General features: G+C 69.5%; 14 protein-coding genes. 6 read left to right on the top strand and 8 right to left on the bottom strand.

Annotated elements, in window-relative coordinates:
- Positions 1-11: 11 nt before the first annotated feature.
- Both CFB52_RS22990 and CFB52_RS22985 read right to left on the bottom strand, forming a co-directional pair.
- Entirely contained in the window at positions 12-1,376 is a 1,365-nt protein-coding gene (locus tag CFB52_RS22990) for an MFS transporter (RefSeq protein ID WP_099317531.1), read from the bottom strand.
- 64 nt (positions 1,377-1,440) lie between these two features.
- The gene (locus tag CFB52_RS22985; RefSeq protein WP_099317530.1) at positions 1,441-2,379 is read right to left on the bottom strand and encodes a 2-hydroxyacid dehydrogenase; all 939 of its coding nucleotides are present in this window, start codon (positions 2,377-2,379) and stop codon (positions 1,441-1,443) included.
- Between the two features lie 113 nt (positions 2,380-2,492).
- On the opposite strand from CFB52_RS22985, the gene CFB52_RS22980 reads away from it, so the two are divergent.
- Positions 2,493-3,401 carry a LysR substrate-binding domain-containing protein gene (locus CFB52_RS22980; RefSeq protein ID WP_059585024.1) on the top strand — a complete coding sequence of 303 codons (909 nt, stop codon included), beginning with the start codon at positions 2,493-2,495 and terminating at the stop codon, positions 3,399-3,401.
- Positions 3,402-3,543: 142 nt separating this feature from the next.
- On the opposite strand, the gene CFB52_RS22975 is transcribed toward CFB52_RS22980, so the two are convergent.
- Positions 3,544-4,632 carry a calcium:proton antiporter gene (locus tag CFB52_RS22975; RefSeq protein ID WP_059639561.1) on the bottom strand — a complete coding sequence of 363 codons (1,089 nt, stop codon included), beginning with the start codon at positions 4,630-4,632 and terminating at the stop codon, positions 3,544-3,546.
- Positions 4,633-4,671: 39 nt separating this feature from the next.
- Positions 4,672-4,854: a hypothetical protein gene (locus CFB52_RS34735; protein ID WP_059585026.1), complete on the bottom strand. Its 183-nt coding sequence runs from the start codon at positions 4,852-4,854 to the stop codon at positions 4,672-4,674.
- A 324-nt stretch (positions 4,855-5,178) separates the two neighbouring features.
- On the opposite strand from CFB52_RS34735, the gene CFB52_RS22965 reads away from it, so the two are divergent.
- The 5 genes from CFB52_RS22965 (at position 5,179) to CFB52_RS22945 (ending at position 10,903) form a co-directional block, all read left to right on the top strand.
- The gene (locus CFB52_RS22965; protein ID WP_099317529.1) at positions 5,179-6,735 is read left to right on the top strand and encodes a 3-hydroxyacyl-CoA dehydrogenase; all 1,557 of its coding nucleotides are present in this window, start codon (positions 5,179-5,181) and stop codon (positions 6,733-6,735) included.
- Between the two features lie 55 nt (positions 6,736-6,790).
- The gene (paaK, locus tag CFB52_RS22960) at positions 6,791-8,113 is read left to right on the top strand and encodes a phenylacetate--CoA ligase PaaK (RefSeq protein WP_099317528.1); all 1,323 of its coding nucleotides are present in this window, start codon (positions 6,791-6,793) and stop codon (positions 8,111-8,113) included.
- Positions 8,114-8,152: 39 nt separating this feature from the next.
- The gene (locus CFB52_RS22955; protein ID WP_099317527.1) at positions 8,153-8,953 is read left to right on the top strand and encodes an enoyl-CoA hydratase-related protein; all 801 of its coding nucleotides are present in this window, start codon (positions 8,153-8,155) and stop codon (positions 8,951-8,953) included.
- Positions 8,954-9,091: 138 nt separating this feature from the next.
- Complete coding sequence (locus CFB52_RS22950; RefSeq protein ID WP_059639557.1) at positions 9,092-9,763, top strand: MarC family protein; 672 nt, start codon at positions 9,092-9,094, stop codon at positions 9,761-9,763.
- A 159-nt stretch (positions 9,764-9,922) separates the two neighbouring features.
- A complete protein-coding gene (locus CFB52_RS22945; RefSeq protein ID WP_099317526.1) occupies positions 9,923-10,903 on the top strand; it encodes an aldo/keto reductase in 981 nt (326 codons plus the stop codon).
- 30 nt (positions 10,904-10,933) lie between these two features.
- On the opposite strand, the gene CFB52_RS22940 is transcribed toward CFB52_RS22945, so the two are convergent.
- The 4 genes from CFB52_RS22940 to CFB52_RS22920 form a co-directional block, all read right to left on the bottom strand.
- Positions 10,934-11,800 (bottom strand): CPBP family intramembrane glutamic endopeptidase, encoded by an 867-nt coding sequence (locus CFB52_RS22940; protein WP_099317915.1) that lies wholly within the window; start codon positions 11,798-11,800, stop codon positions 10,934-10,936.
- Between the two features lie 99 nt (positions 11,801-11,899).
- On the bottom strand, positions 11,900-12,556 hold the full coding sequence (locus tag CFB52_RS22935) for a VC0807 family protein (protein WP_059585133.1): 657 nt from the start codon (positions 12,554-12,556) through the stop codon (positions 11,900-11,902).
- 333 nt (positions 12,557-12,889) lie between these two features.
- Positions 12,890-13,954, bottom strand: a complete 1,065-nt coding sequence (locus tag CFB52_RS22930) for a 2,3-butanediol dehydrogenase (RefSeq protein WP_059585032.1) — start codon at positions 13,952-13,954, stop codon at positions 12,890-12,892.
- Positions 13,955-14,299: 345 nt separating this feature from the next.
- Entirely contained in the window at positions 14,300-15,040 is a 741-nt protein-coding gene (locus tag CFB52_RS22920) for a GNAT family N-acetyltransferase (protein WP_099317525.1), read from the bottom strand.
- Between the last annotated feature and the right edge of the window lie 97 nt (positions 15,041-15,137).

Here is a 15,137-nt window from a genome sequence, read left to right as displayed (position 1 = left end):
CGCCGCGGCGTTCATGCGGCTGGCGCGATGCGGATCCGCTCGAAGCGGCCCGCGAGCCACCCGTACGCGGCCATGCCGATCAGCCCGTGCGCGGCGACGAACCACAGCGCACCGGCGAACGAACCCGTGCTGGCGACGAAGTAGCCGATCACGAGCGGCGTGACGATCCCGGCGATGTTGCCGAGGCCGTTGAAGACGCCGCCGCTCAGCCCGACCATGCCTTCCGGCGCCGTGTCGGCGAGCACGGCCCACCCGACCGCCGCGAGCCCCTTGCCGAAGAACGCGACCGTCATCAGCGCGATCACGGCCGCGTTCGATGATGCGCCGTTCGCGAGCACGAGCAGCGTCGCCATCGCCATCCCCGCGACGAATGGCGTCTTGCGCGCCTTCGACGGATGCATGCCGCGCCGGATCAGCCAGTCCGACAGCACGCCGCCGAGCACGCCGCCCGTGAAGCCGCAGATCGCCGGCAGCGCGGCGACCCAGCCGGCTTCCATGATCGTCATTCCGCGCCCCTTGATCAGATAGATCGGAAACCACGTGATGAAGAAGTAGGTGAGCGCCGTGATGCAGTACTGGCCGATGTAGATCGCCCACAGGTTCCGGTGGCGGAACAGTTGCGACACGTCGTGCCACGACGCGCGCGGCCGCTCGCGCATACGGTTCGCCTCGAGATCGACGAGCGCGCCGTGGGCGCGCAGGTAGTCGCGCTCCGCGTTCGTCATGCGCGGGTGGCCGTGCGGCTCGCGATACCACGCGAACCACAGCGCGGCGAGCGCGATGCCGAGCAGCCCCATCCACTGGAACACGTGTTCCCAGCCGAGCGCATGCGTGAGCCATGCCATGGCCGGCGTGAACAGCACGACGGCCATGTATTGCGCGGAATTGAACAAGGCCGACGCGGTGCCGCGTTCGGCCGTCGGGAACCAGCATGCGACGATCCGCGAATTGGCCGGAAACGCCGGCGATTCGACGAGCCCGAGCATGAAGCGCATGACGAACAGCGCCAGCGTCGCGGCCGCGCCGTGCACGGCGAACGCGCCCACCGTGCCCTGCAGCATCGTGAATACCGACCACAGCAACAGGCTCAGGCCGTACACGCGCCTTGCGCCGAAGCGGTCGAGCAGCCAGCCGCCCGGAATCTGGCCGATCGCATAGGCCCAGGCGAACGCCGAAAAGACGACGCCGAGCTGCACGGGCGTGAGCCCGAGGTCGTGCGCGACGCCGGTGCCGGCGATCGACATCGTCGCGCGGTCCGCGTAGTTGACGACGGTAACCGAGAAAATCAGCGCGAGGACCGCATAACGGACGCGGCCGATCGTGCGCGATGCGGCGGGCGAGGCGGCGACGGCGGCGCCGCTGGATCGATTGGACATGCGTGTCTCCTGGCCTCCGTCGTGCGGAGGCATCCGTGTCGTAATGGAAGGGGCGGCGCCGCGCTCAGTGCGTGACGCTGGTCGGCGGGCGCTGGCCCGCGAAGCACGCGGCGAGGTTCGCGAGCACGATGCGGCCCATTGCCTCGCGCGTTTCATGCGTGGCGCTCGCGCGGTGCGGCTGCACGACGACGCGGTCGAGTTCGAGCAGCGCGGCCGGCACGTGCGGTTCGTGCGCGAACACATCGAGACCGGCGCCGGCGATCGTGCCGTCGGCCAGCGCGCGCACGAGCGCGGCTTCGTCGACCAGCTTGCCGCGCGCGACGTTAATCAGGAATCCTTTGGGGCCGAGCGCGGCGAGCACGTCGGCCGTCACGAGCACGTTGCCGTGATCGGCCGAGGCCGCGATCACGAGCACGTCGCTGTCATGCGCGAGCGCGGCGAGGTCGGGCACGTAGCGATAGCCGCTGTCGCGATGCTCGTGAGGCCCGAAGTAACTGACGGGCATCCGGAACGCCTGCGCGCGCTGCGCGATCGCGCGTCCGACGCGGCCGAGCCCGACGATGCCGAGCCGCTTGCCCGTGACCTGCGTCGCGAGCGGCTGGGCCGTTTTGCCCCAGCGGCCGGCGCGCACGATCCGCTCGCCGGCGCCGAGGTCGCGCAGGGTCATCAGGATCAGCCCCAGCGCCATGTCGGCGACGTCGTCGGTCAGCACGTCGGGCGTCGTCGTCACGTGGATGCCGCGCGCCCGGGCACGATCGAGATCGACCGCGTCGGTGCCGATGCCGTTGATCGCGACGATCTCGAGCGCGCCGAGCCGCTCCATCAGCGCGGTGGACAGGCCGTTCGCGCCGCCCGTCACGACGCCGCGAATACGCGGTGCCACGCGATCGAGCAGTGCTTCCGGTTGCTCGGCCGCATACAGCCGGTGCACGGTGTAGCGGGCGGCGAGTTCGGCGTCGATCGCGTCGGGGAGCGGCTGGGTCAGCAGGATGTCGATGGTCATGAAGGTCTCGGTCGTCGTGCGCGGCGCGGGCCGCGCATCAGGTGGAACCGAGTATAGAAATCGCATCGATATGCGTCTAACATCAAAAGACTATCGATTGATTCAAGATTTGAATGATTGAACTGCACCAGCTTCGCTGCTTCGTCGCGGTTGCCGAAGAGCTGCATTTCGGCCGCGCGGCCCGGCGGCTCTTCATGACCCAGCCGCCGCTCAGCCGGCAAATCCAGTTGCTCGAGCACGCGCTCGGCATCGCGCTGCTCGAGCGTAGCAGCCGGCAGGTCAGCCTGACCGCGGCCGGCGAGCGCTTCCTGCGCGATGCGCGGCACATCCTCGAATTCTCCGCGCGCGCCGAGCAGGCCGCGCAGCGCGTCGCGCACGGCGGGGCCGGGCGCATCACGCTGGGATTCACGGCCGTCAGTGCGTACCGGATGATCCCGGTGCTGCTCGCGCATGCGGCGCACGCGCTGCCGGACGTCGACGTCGAACTGCGGGAGATGGTGTCGACCGTGCAGATCGACGCGCTCGCGTCGCGGATGCTCGACGCGGGTTTCGTGCGCCAGCGCGCCGCGCGCCAGCCGCTCGAATACCGGCTCGTGCAGCGCGAGCCGATGCTCGTCGCGGTCGCGGAAGGCGCGCCGCTCGCGGCCTACGAGCAGATCGGCCCCGACGAGCTCGACCGGCAGCCGTTCATCGCGTATTCGCCGAACGAGGGCAAGTATTTCCACGACATGATCTCGGGGATGTTCGCGGGCGCCGGGCGGCTGCCGAATTACCTGCACTACGTCGGCCAGACGCATACGATCCTCGGCCTCGTGCGCGCGGGGCTCGGCGCGGCGCTGGTGCCGGCGTCGGCGCGCGAGCTTCATGTCGACGGCGTGGTGTTCCGGCCGCTCGCGGGCGTCAACGTGGCGGCGGAGCTGTATCTCGCTTGGCGCGCGGACAACGACAACCCGGCGCTGCCGGTGTTCAACGCGATGGTCGAGCGGTTTCTGACCGAAAGCACGGACGACGCGGGCGTCTAGCGGCGCTTGCTCGCCCGTTCCGCGTGGCGCGACGTGCGATGGCGGCCCGCTGACGGCGGGGTGAAGCGAGGGATGAGGGCGGGGCTCGAAGACGTGCACGCGGCCCGGCGGAGCGCATCCGCCGGGCCGCGGCACAGGCCCGTCAGTGGGTGATCGACAGGAACAGGTACGCGGCGAACAGCGCGACGTGCACGACGCCGTGCAGCACCGTCGTGCGCCCCTGGCTCAGCGTGAGCGTGCTGACCAGCAGCGTGAGCGCGAGCAGGACGGTTTCCATCGCGCCGATCCCGAGCGTGAGCGGCTGGCCGACCCAGATGAACACGGCCGCGACGGTCGGAATCGTGAGCCCGATGCTCGCGAGCGCCGACCCGAGCGCGAGGTTCATGCTGGTCTGCAACCGGTTCGCACGCGCGGCGGTGACGGCCGCGAGCCCTTCCGGCAGCAGCACGAGCGCGGCGATCACGATGCCGACCGCGGCTTCGGGCGCGCCGAGCTTCAGCACCGCGTGCTCGACGGCCGGCGACAGCAGCTTCGCGAGCAGCACGACCGCGACGAGGCTCGCGAACAGCAGCACCATGCTGATGGCCGCGGTGCGGTTGCTCGGCGCCGCCGCGTGCACCGCTTCGTTGGCGCTGTCGTGCTCGGCGAGGAAGTAGTCGCGGTGGCGCACGGTCTGCACGAACACGAATGCGCCGTACAGCACGAGCGACGCGACGCCGGCGAACGCAAGCTGCGATTTCGAGAAGAACGGGCCCGGCGCGGCGTTCAGGTAGTTCGGCATCACGAGCGACAGTACCGACAGCGACGCGAGCACCGCGAGCGCCTTGCTCGCGCCGCGCCCCTGGAAATCCTGTTCGCCGTGCTTCCATGCGCCGACCAGCAGGCAGATGCCGACGATACCGTTACAGATGATCATCACGGCGGCGAACACGGTGTCGCGGGCAAGGCCCGATTTCTCGGGGCCCGCGCCGAGCATCACCGACACGATCAGCGCGACTTCGATGACGGTCACGGCAACCGCGAGCACGAGCGTGCCGAACGGTTCGCCGACGCGGTGCGCGACGACTTCCGCATGGTGGACGGCGGAGAACACGGCGCCGGCGAGCGCGGCCGCGAACACCGCGATGACGAGGCCTTCGGCCGGCACGACGCGCGACAGCGCGAGCACCAGCCAGGCGGCAAGCGGGGCCCAGAGGGTCCAGCGCGGGAGCTGGTTGGACGAGAGCGGCATGAGGGGTTCCTTATGCGAGTGGCGGCGCGCGACGCGCCGTCACGGGTTGATGAAGCCCGGCCGTACTATCCGCCGAACGAGGACGATGAAACCGAAGGGCGGCAGCGCGCAATGGCGCTGCCCGGTTCGCTGCCGCGAGGCGGCGAGGGGCGCGGGCGGGCCGAAGCCCGTCGCGGGACGAAACGGTTCGATGCGGCTGCCCGCGGACAGCGAGACAAGCATGGGTGGCGACGCGCGGGCCGGTGGCTCGATTCGCCCCCATAAGGACGGCCGGCGATGGACGGCGGTGACGGCGCGACACGCGTTTCCCCCTTCAATCCGGCAATTTGTCGAATTTTATCAGGCGTTGCGGGGTCGCTATCTCATATTCGAGATCTTACATTGACCTTTCGGTTTGCAAAAAGTGCCGTGCTCTTTCGATTTTTTTGTCGTTGCGGTTTTCGTCATGCCCTCTTGCACGACAAATTCGGGCTCGCCCTGACATAAATCTACCGACCGGTCGGTTTATAATCGATCGCATTCCCACTTCATGACGGATCGCAATCGATGGCTGTTTCCTCTGCACATTCGGTGAACTCGGGCGCGCTGGCGCCGTCGGCCGTCATCGGCGTGATCGGCGCCGGCGCGATGGGCGCGGGCATTGCACAGGTCGCGGCGGCGGCCGGCCATCCGGTGTTGCTGTACGACCTGAACGAAGCGGCCTGCGACAAGGCGCTGGCCGGCATCCGTGCACAGTTCGCTCGGCTGGCGGAGAAGGGCCGGCTCGAACCGGCGCAGGCCGACGCGGCCGGCAACCGGATCCGCGCGGTGCGCGCGCTGGCCGATTTCGCGGGCGCCGCGCTGATCGTCGAGGCGGCGGTCGAACGGCTCGACGTGAAGCGCGAGATCTTCGCGACCCTCGAGCGCCATGTCGACGACGCGTGCGTGCTGGCGACCAACACGTCGTCGATCTCGATCACGTCGATCGCGGCCGGGCTGCGCGTGCCGCAGCGCGTCGCCGGCCTGCATTTCTTCAATCCGGCGCCGCTGATGGCGCTCGTCGAGGTGGTCAGCGGGCTCGCGACCGCGCCCGATATCGCCCGGATGCTCGTTGCGACCGCCGCTGCATGGGGCAAGCAACCGGTGATGGCGAAATCGACGCCGGGCTTCATCGTGAACCGCGTCGCGCGGCCGTATTACGCGGAGGCGCTGCGCGTGCTGAACGAGCAGGGCGGCGCGCCGGCCACGATCGACGCGGTGATGCGCGAAGCCGCCGGCTTCCGGATGGGGCCGTTCGAGCTGATGGACCTGATCGGCCACGACGTGAACTTCGCGGTGACCGAGTCGGTGTTCCGCGCGTATTTCAACGACCCGCGCTACACGCCGTCGTTGATCCAGCAGGAACTCGTGAACGCGGGCTTTCTCGGGCGCAAGTCCGGGCGCGGCTTCTATTCGTATGCGGACGGCGCGACGCCGCCCGCCCCCGATCTCGAACCGCCGCGCGCCGCGCCGGCCGACGTCGTGCTGTTTGCGCAGGACGGCCCGGCCGCCGCGTTGCACGCACGCTTGGCCGAACGTATCGACGGCGTCCGGCAGGCCGGCGCGCAGCCGGACGAACTGCTCGCAACGGCCGGCCGCGCGTCGATCGCGCTGACCGACGGCCGGACGGCCACGGCGCGTGCCGCGCAAACCGGCGTGGCCGATCTCGTGCTCGTCGACCTCGCGCGCGATTACGCGCAGGCCGGGCTCGTCGCGCTGACGCGCGCGCTCCAGTGCGGCGACGCCGCGTACGCCGATGCGGTCGGGCTCTTTCAGCAGGCGGGCTTTCGCGTCGTCGGCTTGGCTGACGTGCCGGGCATGGTGGCGATGCGCACCGTCGCGATGCTCGCGAACGAAGCCGCCGACACGGTGAACCAGGGCGTGTGCTCGCCGGCCGATCTCGACCTCGCGATGGAGAAGGGCGTGAACTACCCGTGCGGCCCGCTCGCGTGGGCCGATGCAATCGGCATCGGCCGCGTGCACCGCGTGCTGTCGAACCTGGCGGCGAGCTACGGCGAGGACCGCTATCGCGTGTCGCCGCGGCTCGCCGCGCTGCATGCGGCCGGCCGCATGTTCCGGTCGTGACCGCCCTCGTCACCTCGAACACGATAACGACATCACTCCATTGGAGGAGCCCCCGATGATTCACCCGACGCACCCCGCCGCCGCCCTCGAGCCGATCGAGACCGCCAGCCGCGATGAACTGCAGGCGCTGCAGCTCGACCGCCTCAAGTGGTCGCTGCGCCACGCGTACGACAACGTCCCGCACTATCGGCGCACGTTCGATGCGGCAGGCGTGCATCCTGACGATCTGAAGTCGCTCGCCGATCTCGCGAAGTTCCCGTTCTCGACCAAGAGCGATCTGCGCGACAACTATCCGTTCGGCCTCTTCGCGGTGCCGCGCGAGCAGGTCGTGCGCGTGCACGCGTCGAGCGGCACGACTGGCAAGCCGACGGTCGTCGGCTACACCGCGCGCGACATCGACACGTGGGCGAACGTGACCGCGCGCTCGATCCGCGCGGCCGGCGGCCGCCCGGGCGATACGCTGCACAACGCGTTCGGCTACGGGCTTTTCACCGGCGGTCTCGGGATTCACTACGGCGCGGAGCGGCTCGGCTGCATGGTCGTGCCGATGTCCGGCGGGCAGACCGAGAAGCAGGTGCAACTGATTCGCGATTTCGAGCCGAAGATCATCCTCGTCACGCCGTCGTACATGCTGAACCTGATCGACGAGATGGTGCGGCAGGGGATGGACCCGGCCGAATCGTCGCTGAAGATCGGCATTTTCGGCGCCGAACCGTGGACGCAGGCGCTGCGCGACGAAGTGGAGACGCGCGCGGGCATCGACGCGCTCGACATCTACGGGCTGTCGGAAGTGATGGGCCCGGGCGTCGCGTGCGAATGCGTCGAGACGAAGGACGGCCCGGTGATCTGGGAGGACCATTTCTACCCGGAGATCATCGACCCCGTCACCGGCGAAGTGCTGCCCGACGGCAGCCAGGGCGAGCTCGTGTTCACGTCGCTGACGAAGGAGGCGATGCCGGTGATCCGCTACCGCACGCGCGACCTCACCGCGCTGCTGCCGCCGACCGCGCGCGCGATGCGCCGGCTCGCGAAGATCACGGGCCGCTCCGACGACATGCTGATCGTGCGCGGCGTGAACGTGTTCCCGAGCCAGATCGAGGAGATCGTCGTCGCGCTGCCGCAGTTGTCGGGCCAATTCCAGATCACGCTGTCGCGCGACGGTCACATGGACCGGCTCGACCTCGCAGTCGAGTTGCGCTCCGAGGCGGCGGCGTCCGTTTCCGACGCCGATCGCGCGGCGCTCGCGCGCGAGCTGCAGCACCGGATCAAGACGATGGTCGGCGTGTCGTCCGGCGTGACGGTGCTCGCGGCCGGCGGCATTCCCGCGAGCGCGACCGGCAAGGCGCGGCGCGTGATCGATCGCCGCCAGGCCGCCTGATTGTCGATGGATGCCGTTCTACCCGAGGAAACCTGTTCGATGGATGGATTGAAGACCCTGGCCGTCAAGGTCGATGCGCGCGGCATCGCGACCGTCGCGCTGCAGCGCGGCGACGTGCTGAACGCGTTCGACGAGACGATGATCGCGGAGCTGACCGACGCGTTCGCGACGCTCGGTCGGCGCGACGACGTACGCGCGATCGTGCTGCGTTCGGACGGCCGCGCATTTTGCGCGGGCGCCGACCTGCAGTGGATGCAGCGTGCGAGCGCGAACGACGCGGCCGCGAACCTGCGCGACGCCGAGCGGTTCGCCGCGATGATGCGCGCGATCCGGCAATGTCCGAAACCGACGGTCGCCCGCGTGCAGGGCCACACGTTCGGCGGCGGGGTGGGCCTGTGCGCCGCATGCGACATCGTGATTGCGAGCGACCACGCGCGCTTTTCGGTCAGCGAGGCGCGCTTCGGGATCCTGCCGGCCGTGATCGGCCCGTATCTGGTCGAGGCGGTCGGGCAACGCCAGGCGCGCCGTCTCGCGCTGACCGCGACGCAGCTCGCGGCCGCCGAAGCCGTCGCGATCGGGCTGATTCATCAGGCCGTGCCGCTCGATGCGCTGGACGACACGCTCGAGCGGACGCTCGCGGAACTCGGCCGCAACGGCCCGCACGCGCTGATGGAGATCAAGCGCTTTTTCGACGCGATCGGCGAGTACCCGCCGTCGGATGAGCGCGCGGCGTTCACCGCGCAGACGATCTCCCGCGTGCGGGCGACGCCGGAAGCGAAGGAAGGCTTCGCGGCCTTCTTCGCGAAGCGGCCGCCGGCGTGGGAGACGGGCGCCGAATAAGGCTGCGCGACGAACATCCACGGCGATCGACGCGGAAACCGGGGGCGGCCGCATTTTGCGTCTCGGGCACGGGCGCTTGCACTACAATGCGTGACCCCCGGCGCGCTGCCGGCCCCGTCCCGACCGATGCTTCGCACGATGATCGTCAACCGCCTTGTCTCCGAGATCCTGTTCGGCTTTACTGGCCTGATCGGCATCATCAATCCGATCGGCATCGCGTTCCTGTTTCTCGAGCGGACCGAGGCGCTCACCGCGCATGAACGGGATCTGCTCGCGCGGAAGGTCGCGTTCAATGCGTTCGTCGTGCTGATGGTCGCCTTCTTCGCCGGCACGCCGGTGCTGCATTTCTTCGGGATCTCGATGGAAGCGCTGCGGATCGGCGGCGGCTTCGCGGTTGCCGTGGCCGGCTGGCAGATGCTGAACGAACCGGACGGGCCGGGCGGCGGCGACACGCCGGTCAAGCCGATCGACGCGAACGCGATCATGACGCGCGCGTTCTTCCCGCTGACCATGCCGCTGACGGTCGGCCCCGGCTCGATCGCGACCGCGATCGCGCTGAACGCGAACCGCACGCACAAGCTGTCGGAGTTCGCGCTGTCGAGCATCGTGTCGATCGCCGTGTCCGTGCTCGTCGCGCTCGTGATCTGGCAGGTCTACAGCCGCTCCGCGCTGCTCGCGCGCTACCTCGGCAGCGAAGGGACGAAGGTCGCGAAACGCGTGTCGGCGTTCCTGCTGCTGTGCATCGGCGTGCAGATCATGCTGACCGGCTTCTCCGCGTTCCTGCAGCCGCTCGCCGACCAGGCCAGATAACCGGGGCCACCCGGTTCATCCTTCAAGGGGCCTCCTTTCACGCAGCCTGCACGCGGCGCGCGGTCATGCGCGTTCGCGGCATGCGGGATACCATGCGACGTCTGGCGGATGCGCGGCGCGCATCCGGCCGCAATCCCCACCTGATTGGCGAGGCGTGCAATGGAATACGTGAAATTCGGGTCGACCGGGCTGGACGTGTCGAAGCTGGTGCTGGGCTGCATGACGTTCGGCGAGCCGTCGCGCGGCACGCATCCGTGGACGCTGCCGGAAGCGGAAAGCCGCCCGATCATCCAGCGGGCGGTCGAGGCCGGCATCAATTTCTTCGACACCGCGAACATGTATTCGGACGGAACGTCCGAGGAGATCGTCGGCCGCGCGCTGCGCGATTTCGCGAAGCGCGACGACGTCGTGATCGCGACCAAGGTGTTCTACCGGATGCGGCCGGGGCCGAACGGCGCCGGCCTGTCGCGCAAGGCGATCATGACCGACATCGATCAGAGCCTGAAGCGGCTCGGCACTGACTACGTCGACCTCTACCAGATTCACCGCTGGGACTACGGCACGCCGATCGAGGAGACGCTCGAGGCGCTGCACGATGTCGTGAAGGCCGGCAAGGCGCGCTATATCGGCGCCTCGTCGATGTTCGCGTGGCAGTTCGCGAAGGCGCTGCACACGTCGAAGCAGAACGGCTGGACGCGCTTCGTCAGCATGCAGAATCACCTGAACCTGCTGTATCGCGAGGAAGAGCGCGAAATGCTGCCGCTGTGCGAGGACGAAGGCATCGCGGTGATTCCGTGGAGCCCGCTCGCACGCGGGCGCCTGACGCGCAACTGGGACGAATCGTCGGAACGGCAGCAGAAGGACGACGTCGGCCAGCGGCTGTACGACGCCACGGCCGATGCGGACAAGGCGGTCGTCGAGGCCGTCGCGGCGATCGCCGCCGCGCGCAACGTGCCGCGAGCGCAGGTCGCGCTGGCGTGGGTCGCGCAAAAGCGCGGCGTGACCGCGCCGATCGTCGGCATTTCGAAGCCGCGGCAACTGGACGATGCGCTCGGCGCGCTCGCGCTGAAGCTGACCGACGATGAAATCGCCGCGCTCGAACGCCCGTACGTGCCGCACGCGGTCGCCGGGTTCAACTGAGCGGCGGCGGCGGCGGTACCTGCGCCGCGTTCAGCGCGCGGCGGCGAGCATCGGGTAGGTGAACAGGCCGAAGTGGACGACGTTCAGCCCCGCGTGCGCGAGCGCGGCGGCGAGCAGTCCGCCGCGCCGCCACGCGAGGCCGTAGCCGACGCCGGCCACCGTGCCGAGCACGATCCATTGCCAGCCGCCCGCCGCGTGCGCGGCGCCGAACAGCACCGCGCCGGCCGCGAGCGCGACCCACGGGCCCCACGAGTACGCGCGGAACATGCGTGTCAGCCCGCCTTGCACGTAGCCGCGAAACAGCGCTTCCTCGGCGAGCGTCACCAGCAACAGGTTGTTCACGAGCCACAGCCAGCCCGACGGCGGCCATTTGGGTGCCCAGCCGACCATCCCGAACGCGAGCGCGCCGGCCAGGCACGCGGCGGCCGTGGCGACGGCCGCCACGACGCCGGTGCGCAGCGCGTGCGACAGCGCGACGCCCGGGGCGACCCACGGCAGCACCCACAACAGCCACAGCCCGACGAGCGGCTTGTCGAAGTTCAGGTACATCGTGAATGGCGCGGCGTCCGGCGTGAAGCGGATCGGCCCGATCACGCGCGGATTGTGGAAGCCCGGAATCAGGTGCAGGCTCAGCGCGATCGCCAGCGCGGCGAAGACGAGGTGCGCCACGATGCGCACCGCGAGCGGGCGCTCGGGCAACACGCCCCACGCGGCCGCGATCAGCAGCGCGAACGGCGCCAGCGTGATCGGCGCAAGCTGGCCGAATGCGAGCGCACCCGCATAGCCGAGCACGGCGAGGCCGATGCTCAGGCCGTGCAGCGGGCGGTGCCATGCGAATGCGGCGGCCGCGAACAGGGCGATCCAGATCGTGGCACACGGAAGGAGCGAAAGGGACATGACGGGAAACGGATGGGCGGACGAGACGCCGCGCATCATACAGCAGGCGCCGTGAAACGCGGCCGGGCGGCATCGGCCGGGCAGCCGGCGCACCGCGTGTCAGCGGCCGGCGGTTTCCGTGACGCCGCCGCGGCCCGGGATGTCGACGCTGTTGCGCACGCGCATCCGCCGCCGATACCAGAACGTCCACAGCAGCAGGCACCCGAACACCGTGTAGCCCATCACCGGCGACACGACGAGCACGCGTTCGACCGGCCAGTTGGCGACCATCCACCAGCGCAGCAGCATCTCGAGCGTCATGATCGCGCCCCACACGAACGTCATCAGCCGCAGCATCTGCCGCAGGCCCGGCTGCGCGTCCCAGACGGCTTCGAAGTGCGCGGCGCCGCCGTCCATCTCGCGGGCCACGGTGGCGCGGGCCAGATAGTAGATCAGCGGGCGTTCGCGCAACAGCGACAGCAGGAACACGATGCCGATCGTGCCCGAGCCGATCGATTCGCGCATCAGCAGCGTGCGCGGGCTGCCGCCGAACGCCATCCCGACGATCGACAGCGTGATGCCGAGCAGCACGATGGCCGCCACCGCGTCGATGCGGCGCGAGCGGATGAATTCGACGATCGACCAGACGATCGGCGGAACCGCGGACGCGTACAGCGCGCCGGTTTCGCCGAAATACGGATGCGCGACCCGATAGGCTACCCACGGCAGCACGAGGTTGACGAAGAGTTCGAGTATCAGTCCGGCTCGCGGTTTCACGGTGCGCCATCCCACGCAGGTCGGGGCGAACGCGCGAAAGGCGTGGTCGCCCCCGGTTGCCTCGACAATGCCCTGAAAAGGGTTCGGTCCAGTATATCGAAGAATCGCGCGGGGCTCGGGGTTGTGAATGTTTCCGCTTGCCGCGTCCGGATGGAACGCGGCATGGCGGCAGCCCCGGACCGGGGTGATGAGGGTTGCGCGCCACGCCACGCGGGAAAGGGAGGCGGAATCACGCGCGCCGCCCGCGCAGGGGCGACGCTACGACGGCATAGCGGCGGCCTGCGCACCGCGGCGCGAATCGATGCCGCGGATGCCGCGGGCGCGCGCGTGCGGTCAGGAGACGGCCGGCTGGACGATGATCTTCACGTTGCGGTCCTTGTGGTTGACCAATTCCTCGAAGCCGCGCGTGACGATGTCGCCGAGCGCGATGCGCCCGGTGATGAGCGGCTGCACGTCGATGCGGCCGTCCGCGATGAAGCGGATCACGTCCGCGAATTCGCCGTTGTACGCGAGCGAGCCGATCACTTCCTTCTCGGTCGACACGATGTCGAAGAAGTTGAACGGCGCCGGTTCCTCGAAGATGCCGACCATCACCGACTTGCCGGCCTTGCGGATCACGTCGATCGCGAGCTTCGCGGTGGCCGTGTGCCCGATGCACTCGAACGACACGTCGGCGCCGTAGCCGCCCGTCAGCGCCCGGACTTCGGCGATCGCATCGGACGTCTTCGGATCGATGACGACGCTCGCGCCCACCTCCAGCGCCTTCTGCTTGCGCGCGGCCGACATTTCCAGCGCGATCACGCGCCCGGCGCCCGCGGCCTTCGCGCACATGATCGTGCACAGGCCGATCGTGCCCGCGCCGACCACGACGACGGTCTGCCCGACGATGTTGCCGGCCTTCTTCACCGCGTGCAGCCCGACCGCGAGCGGTTCGATCAGCGCGCCGGCCTCGGTTGGGAAATCGTCGGGCAGCTTGTACAGCAGCTCGGCCGGCACGTTCACGTATTCGGCGAATGCGCCGTTGTTCATCAGCCCGGTGAACGCGAGGTTCTCGCAGATGTTGTACAGCCCGTGCCGGCAGTACCAGCAGGTGCCGCAATGCTGGCACGCGTCGGCCGTCACGCGGTCGCCGACCGCGAAGCCCGACACGCCCGCGCCCAACTCGGCGATCTCGCCGCTGAACTCGTGGCCGAGGATGCACTGGCCCTTCAGGCCGGTCAGCGGGTGCGGCGCGTCGACCGGGATGAACACGGGCCCGGCGACGTATTCGTGCAGGTCGGAGCCGCAGATGCCGCACCAATGCACGCGAATCGTCACCCAGCCCGCGGGCGGGCGCTGCGGAACGGGAACCTCTTCGACGCGGATGTCGTGGCGGCCATGCCAGACGGCGGCCTTCATGCTGGGCGGGGTGATCGATGCCGGTGTACTCACGTTGCTGTCTCCGTCGGGTTGTCGTCGGGTGCGCGGCAATGCTGCCGGGGCGCCCGTCGCGCGATTGCGCGATCGACGGGTATGCAGGAACGGGGCCAGCGTGAATCAGGGCGGTGCGTGGCAAGCGGAAGCACGCGTGGCGTGCGTTGCACCATGTCGCTTTGCGGCGGCCGGCAACGATTCGGAAGAAACGGAGCGTCGGCTCTGCTGCGATAGCGAAACGGCGGGCGGGGTGAGACGGCGGGACGTTCGTCTCACCGTGATGAGACGAATCGCGAGACGAACGTGACGGGGGCGTTGCCCGCTTCGCGTTCAGGCGAGCACTTCGTCCACGGCAACCGCGGCGAGCGACGTGAATCCGGCGGCGCGGTACAGCGGCTGACCGGCTTCGGTCGAGATGAGCCACACGCGGCGCGCACCGCGGTGCCGCGCGTGCGCGACGATCGCGGCGAGCAGTTGCGTCGCGAGGCCGCGGCGCCGGTATGCGTCCGCCGTCCCGACGCGGTCGACGACGATATCGCGGGGCGACGCGAAGCCGTAGCGCGCGGTGGCCGCGATCTGCCCGTCGAGCCGGTGCGCGAACAGGAACGCGGCGGGATTCGGCTGGAATGGCGGGAAGGCGCCGCTCGTGTTGAACGCTTGGATCGCGTCCGGCGTGTCGCAGGCCAGCGCTTGCGCGAGCGCGTCGTCGCCGGACAGCCCGTCGATATCGGCGGCCATGAAATGCTCGTCGGTCAGCCGGCGCGTCCTGCCCCGCAGCGCGGGCGGCAGCGGTGCCGCGCCGTAGCGCGTGATCCACGCGCCGACGGCAAACGGGCCGGCGCCGGATTCGGGCGCACCCTCGATCATGAAATGCTCGAAAGGCCGGCCCATCGCGCGGTCGAACTGCACGACATGGCCGTCCGGGCCGTCGTGCAGCGGCGCGTCGCGCCGGTCGCGCGCGGCGCAGTACCCGGCGATGAACGCGCGTACGGCCGCCTTGCGGCGGGGGAAATCGGACCAGGCTTCGTCGAGCGGGAACAGCGTGGCCGGGGCGGGGGAGGCGGTCGGCATGCGTAGGGGCGCGGCGTTGTCAGGGCGAAGGCGCCAGCTTAGACCAGGATGCCGTCGCGTGTCGCGCCGGCCATTGCCGCGATCGCCGAAACGGACC

It is taken from the genome of Burkholderia sp. AU18528, from assembly GCF_002223215.2.
GTDB classification, from domain to species: domain Bacteria; phylum Pseudomonadota; class Gammaproteobacteria; order Burkholderiales; family Burkholderiaceae; genus Burkholderia; species Burkholderia semiarida.
This window is presented reverse-complemented; position numbering and strand designations above follow the sequence as displayed.

Coding starts and splice junctions, on each gene's coding strand:
- paaK (WP_099317528.1), top strand. CDS start 6,791: ATGATTCACCCGACGCACCCCGCCGCCGCCCTCGAGCCGATCGAGACC.
- CFB52_RS22930 (WP_059585032.1), bottom strand. CDS start 13,954: ATGAAGGCCGCCGTCTGGCATGGCCGCCACGACATCCGCGTCGAAGAG.
- CFB52_RS34735 (WP_059585026.1), bottom strand. CDS start 4,854: ATGCTTGTCTCGCTGTCCGCGGGCAGCCGCATCGAACCGTTTCGTCCC.
- CFB52_RS22975 (WP_059639561.1), bottom strand. CDS start 4,632: ATGCCGCTCTCGTCCAACCAGCTCCCGCGCTGGACCCTCTGGGCCCCG.
- CFB52_RS22990 (WP_099317531.1), bottom strand. CDS start 1,376: ATGTCCAATCGATCCAGCGGCGCCGCCGTCGCCGCCTCGCCCGCCGCA.
- CFB52_RS22980 (WP_059585024.1), top strand. CDS start 2,493: ATGATTGAACTGCACCAGCTTCGCTGCTTCGTCGCGGTTGCCGAAGAG.
- CFB52_RS22920 (WP_099317525.1), bottom strand. CDS start 15,040: ATGCCGACCGCCTCCCCCGCCCCGGCCACGCTGTTCCCGCTCGACGAA.
- CFB52_RS22940 (WP_099317915.1), bottom strand. CDS start 11,800: ATGTCCCTTTCGCTCCTTCCGTGTGCCACGATCTGGATCGCCCTGTTC.
- CFB52_RS22955 (WP_099317527.1), top strand. CDS start 8,153: ATGGATGGATTGAAGACCCTGGCCGTCAAGGTCGATGCGCGCGGCATC.
- CFB52_RS22945 (WP_099317526.1), top strand. CDS start 9,923: ATGGAATACGTGAAATTCGGGTCGACCGGGCTGGACGTGTCGAAGCTG.
- CFB52_RS22965 (WP_099317529.1), top strand. CDS start 5,179: ATGGCTGTTTCCTCTGCACATTCGGTGAACTCGGGCGCGCTGGCGCCG.
- CFB52_RS22985 (WP_099317530.1), bottom strand. CDS start 2,379: ATGACCATCGACATCCTGCTGACCCAGCCGCTCCCCGACGCGATCGAC.
- CFB52_RS22950 (WP_059639557.1), top strand. CDS start 9,092: ATGATCGTCAACCGCCTTGTCTCCGAGATCCTGTTCGGCTTTACTGGC.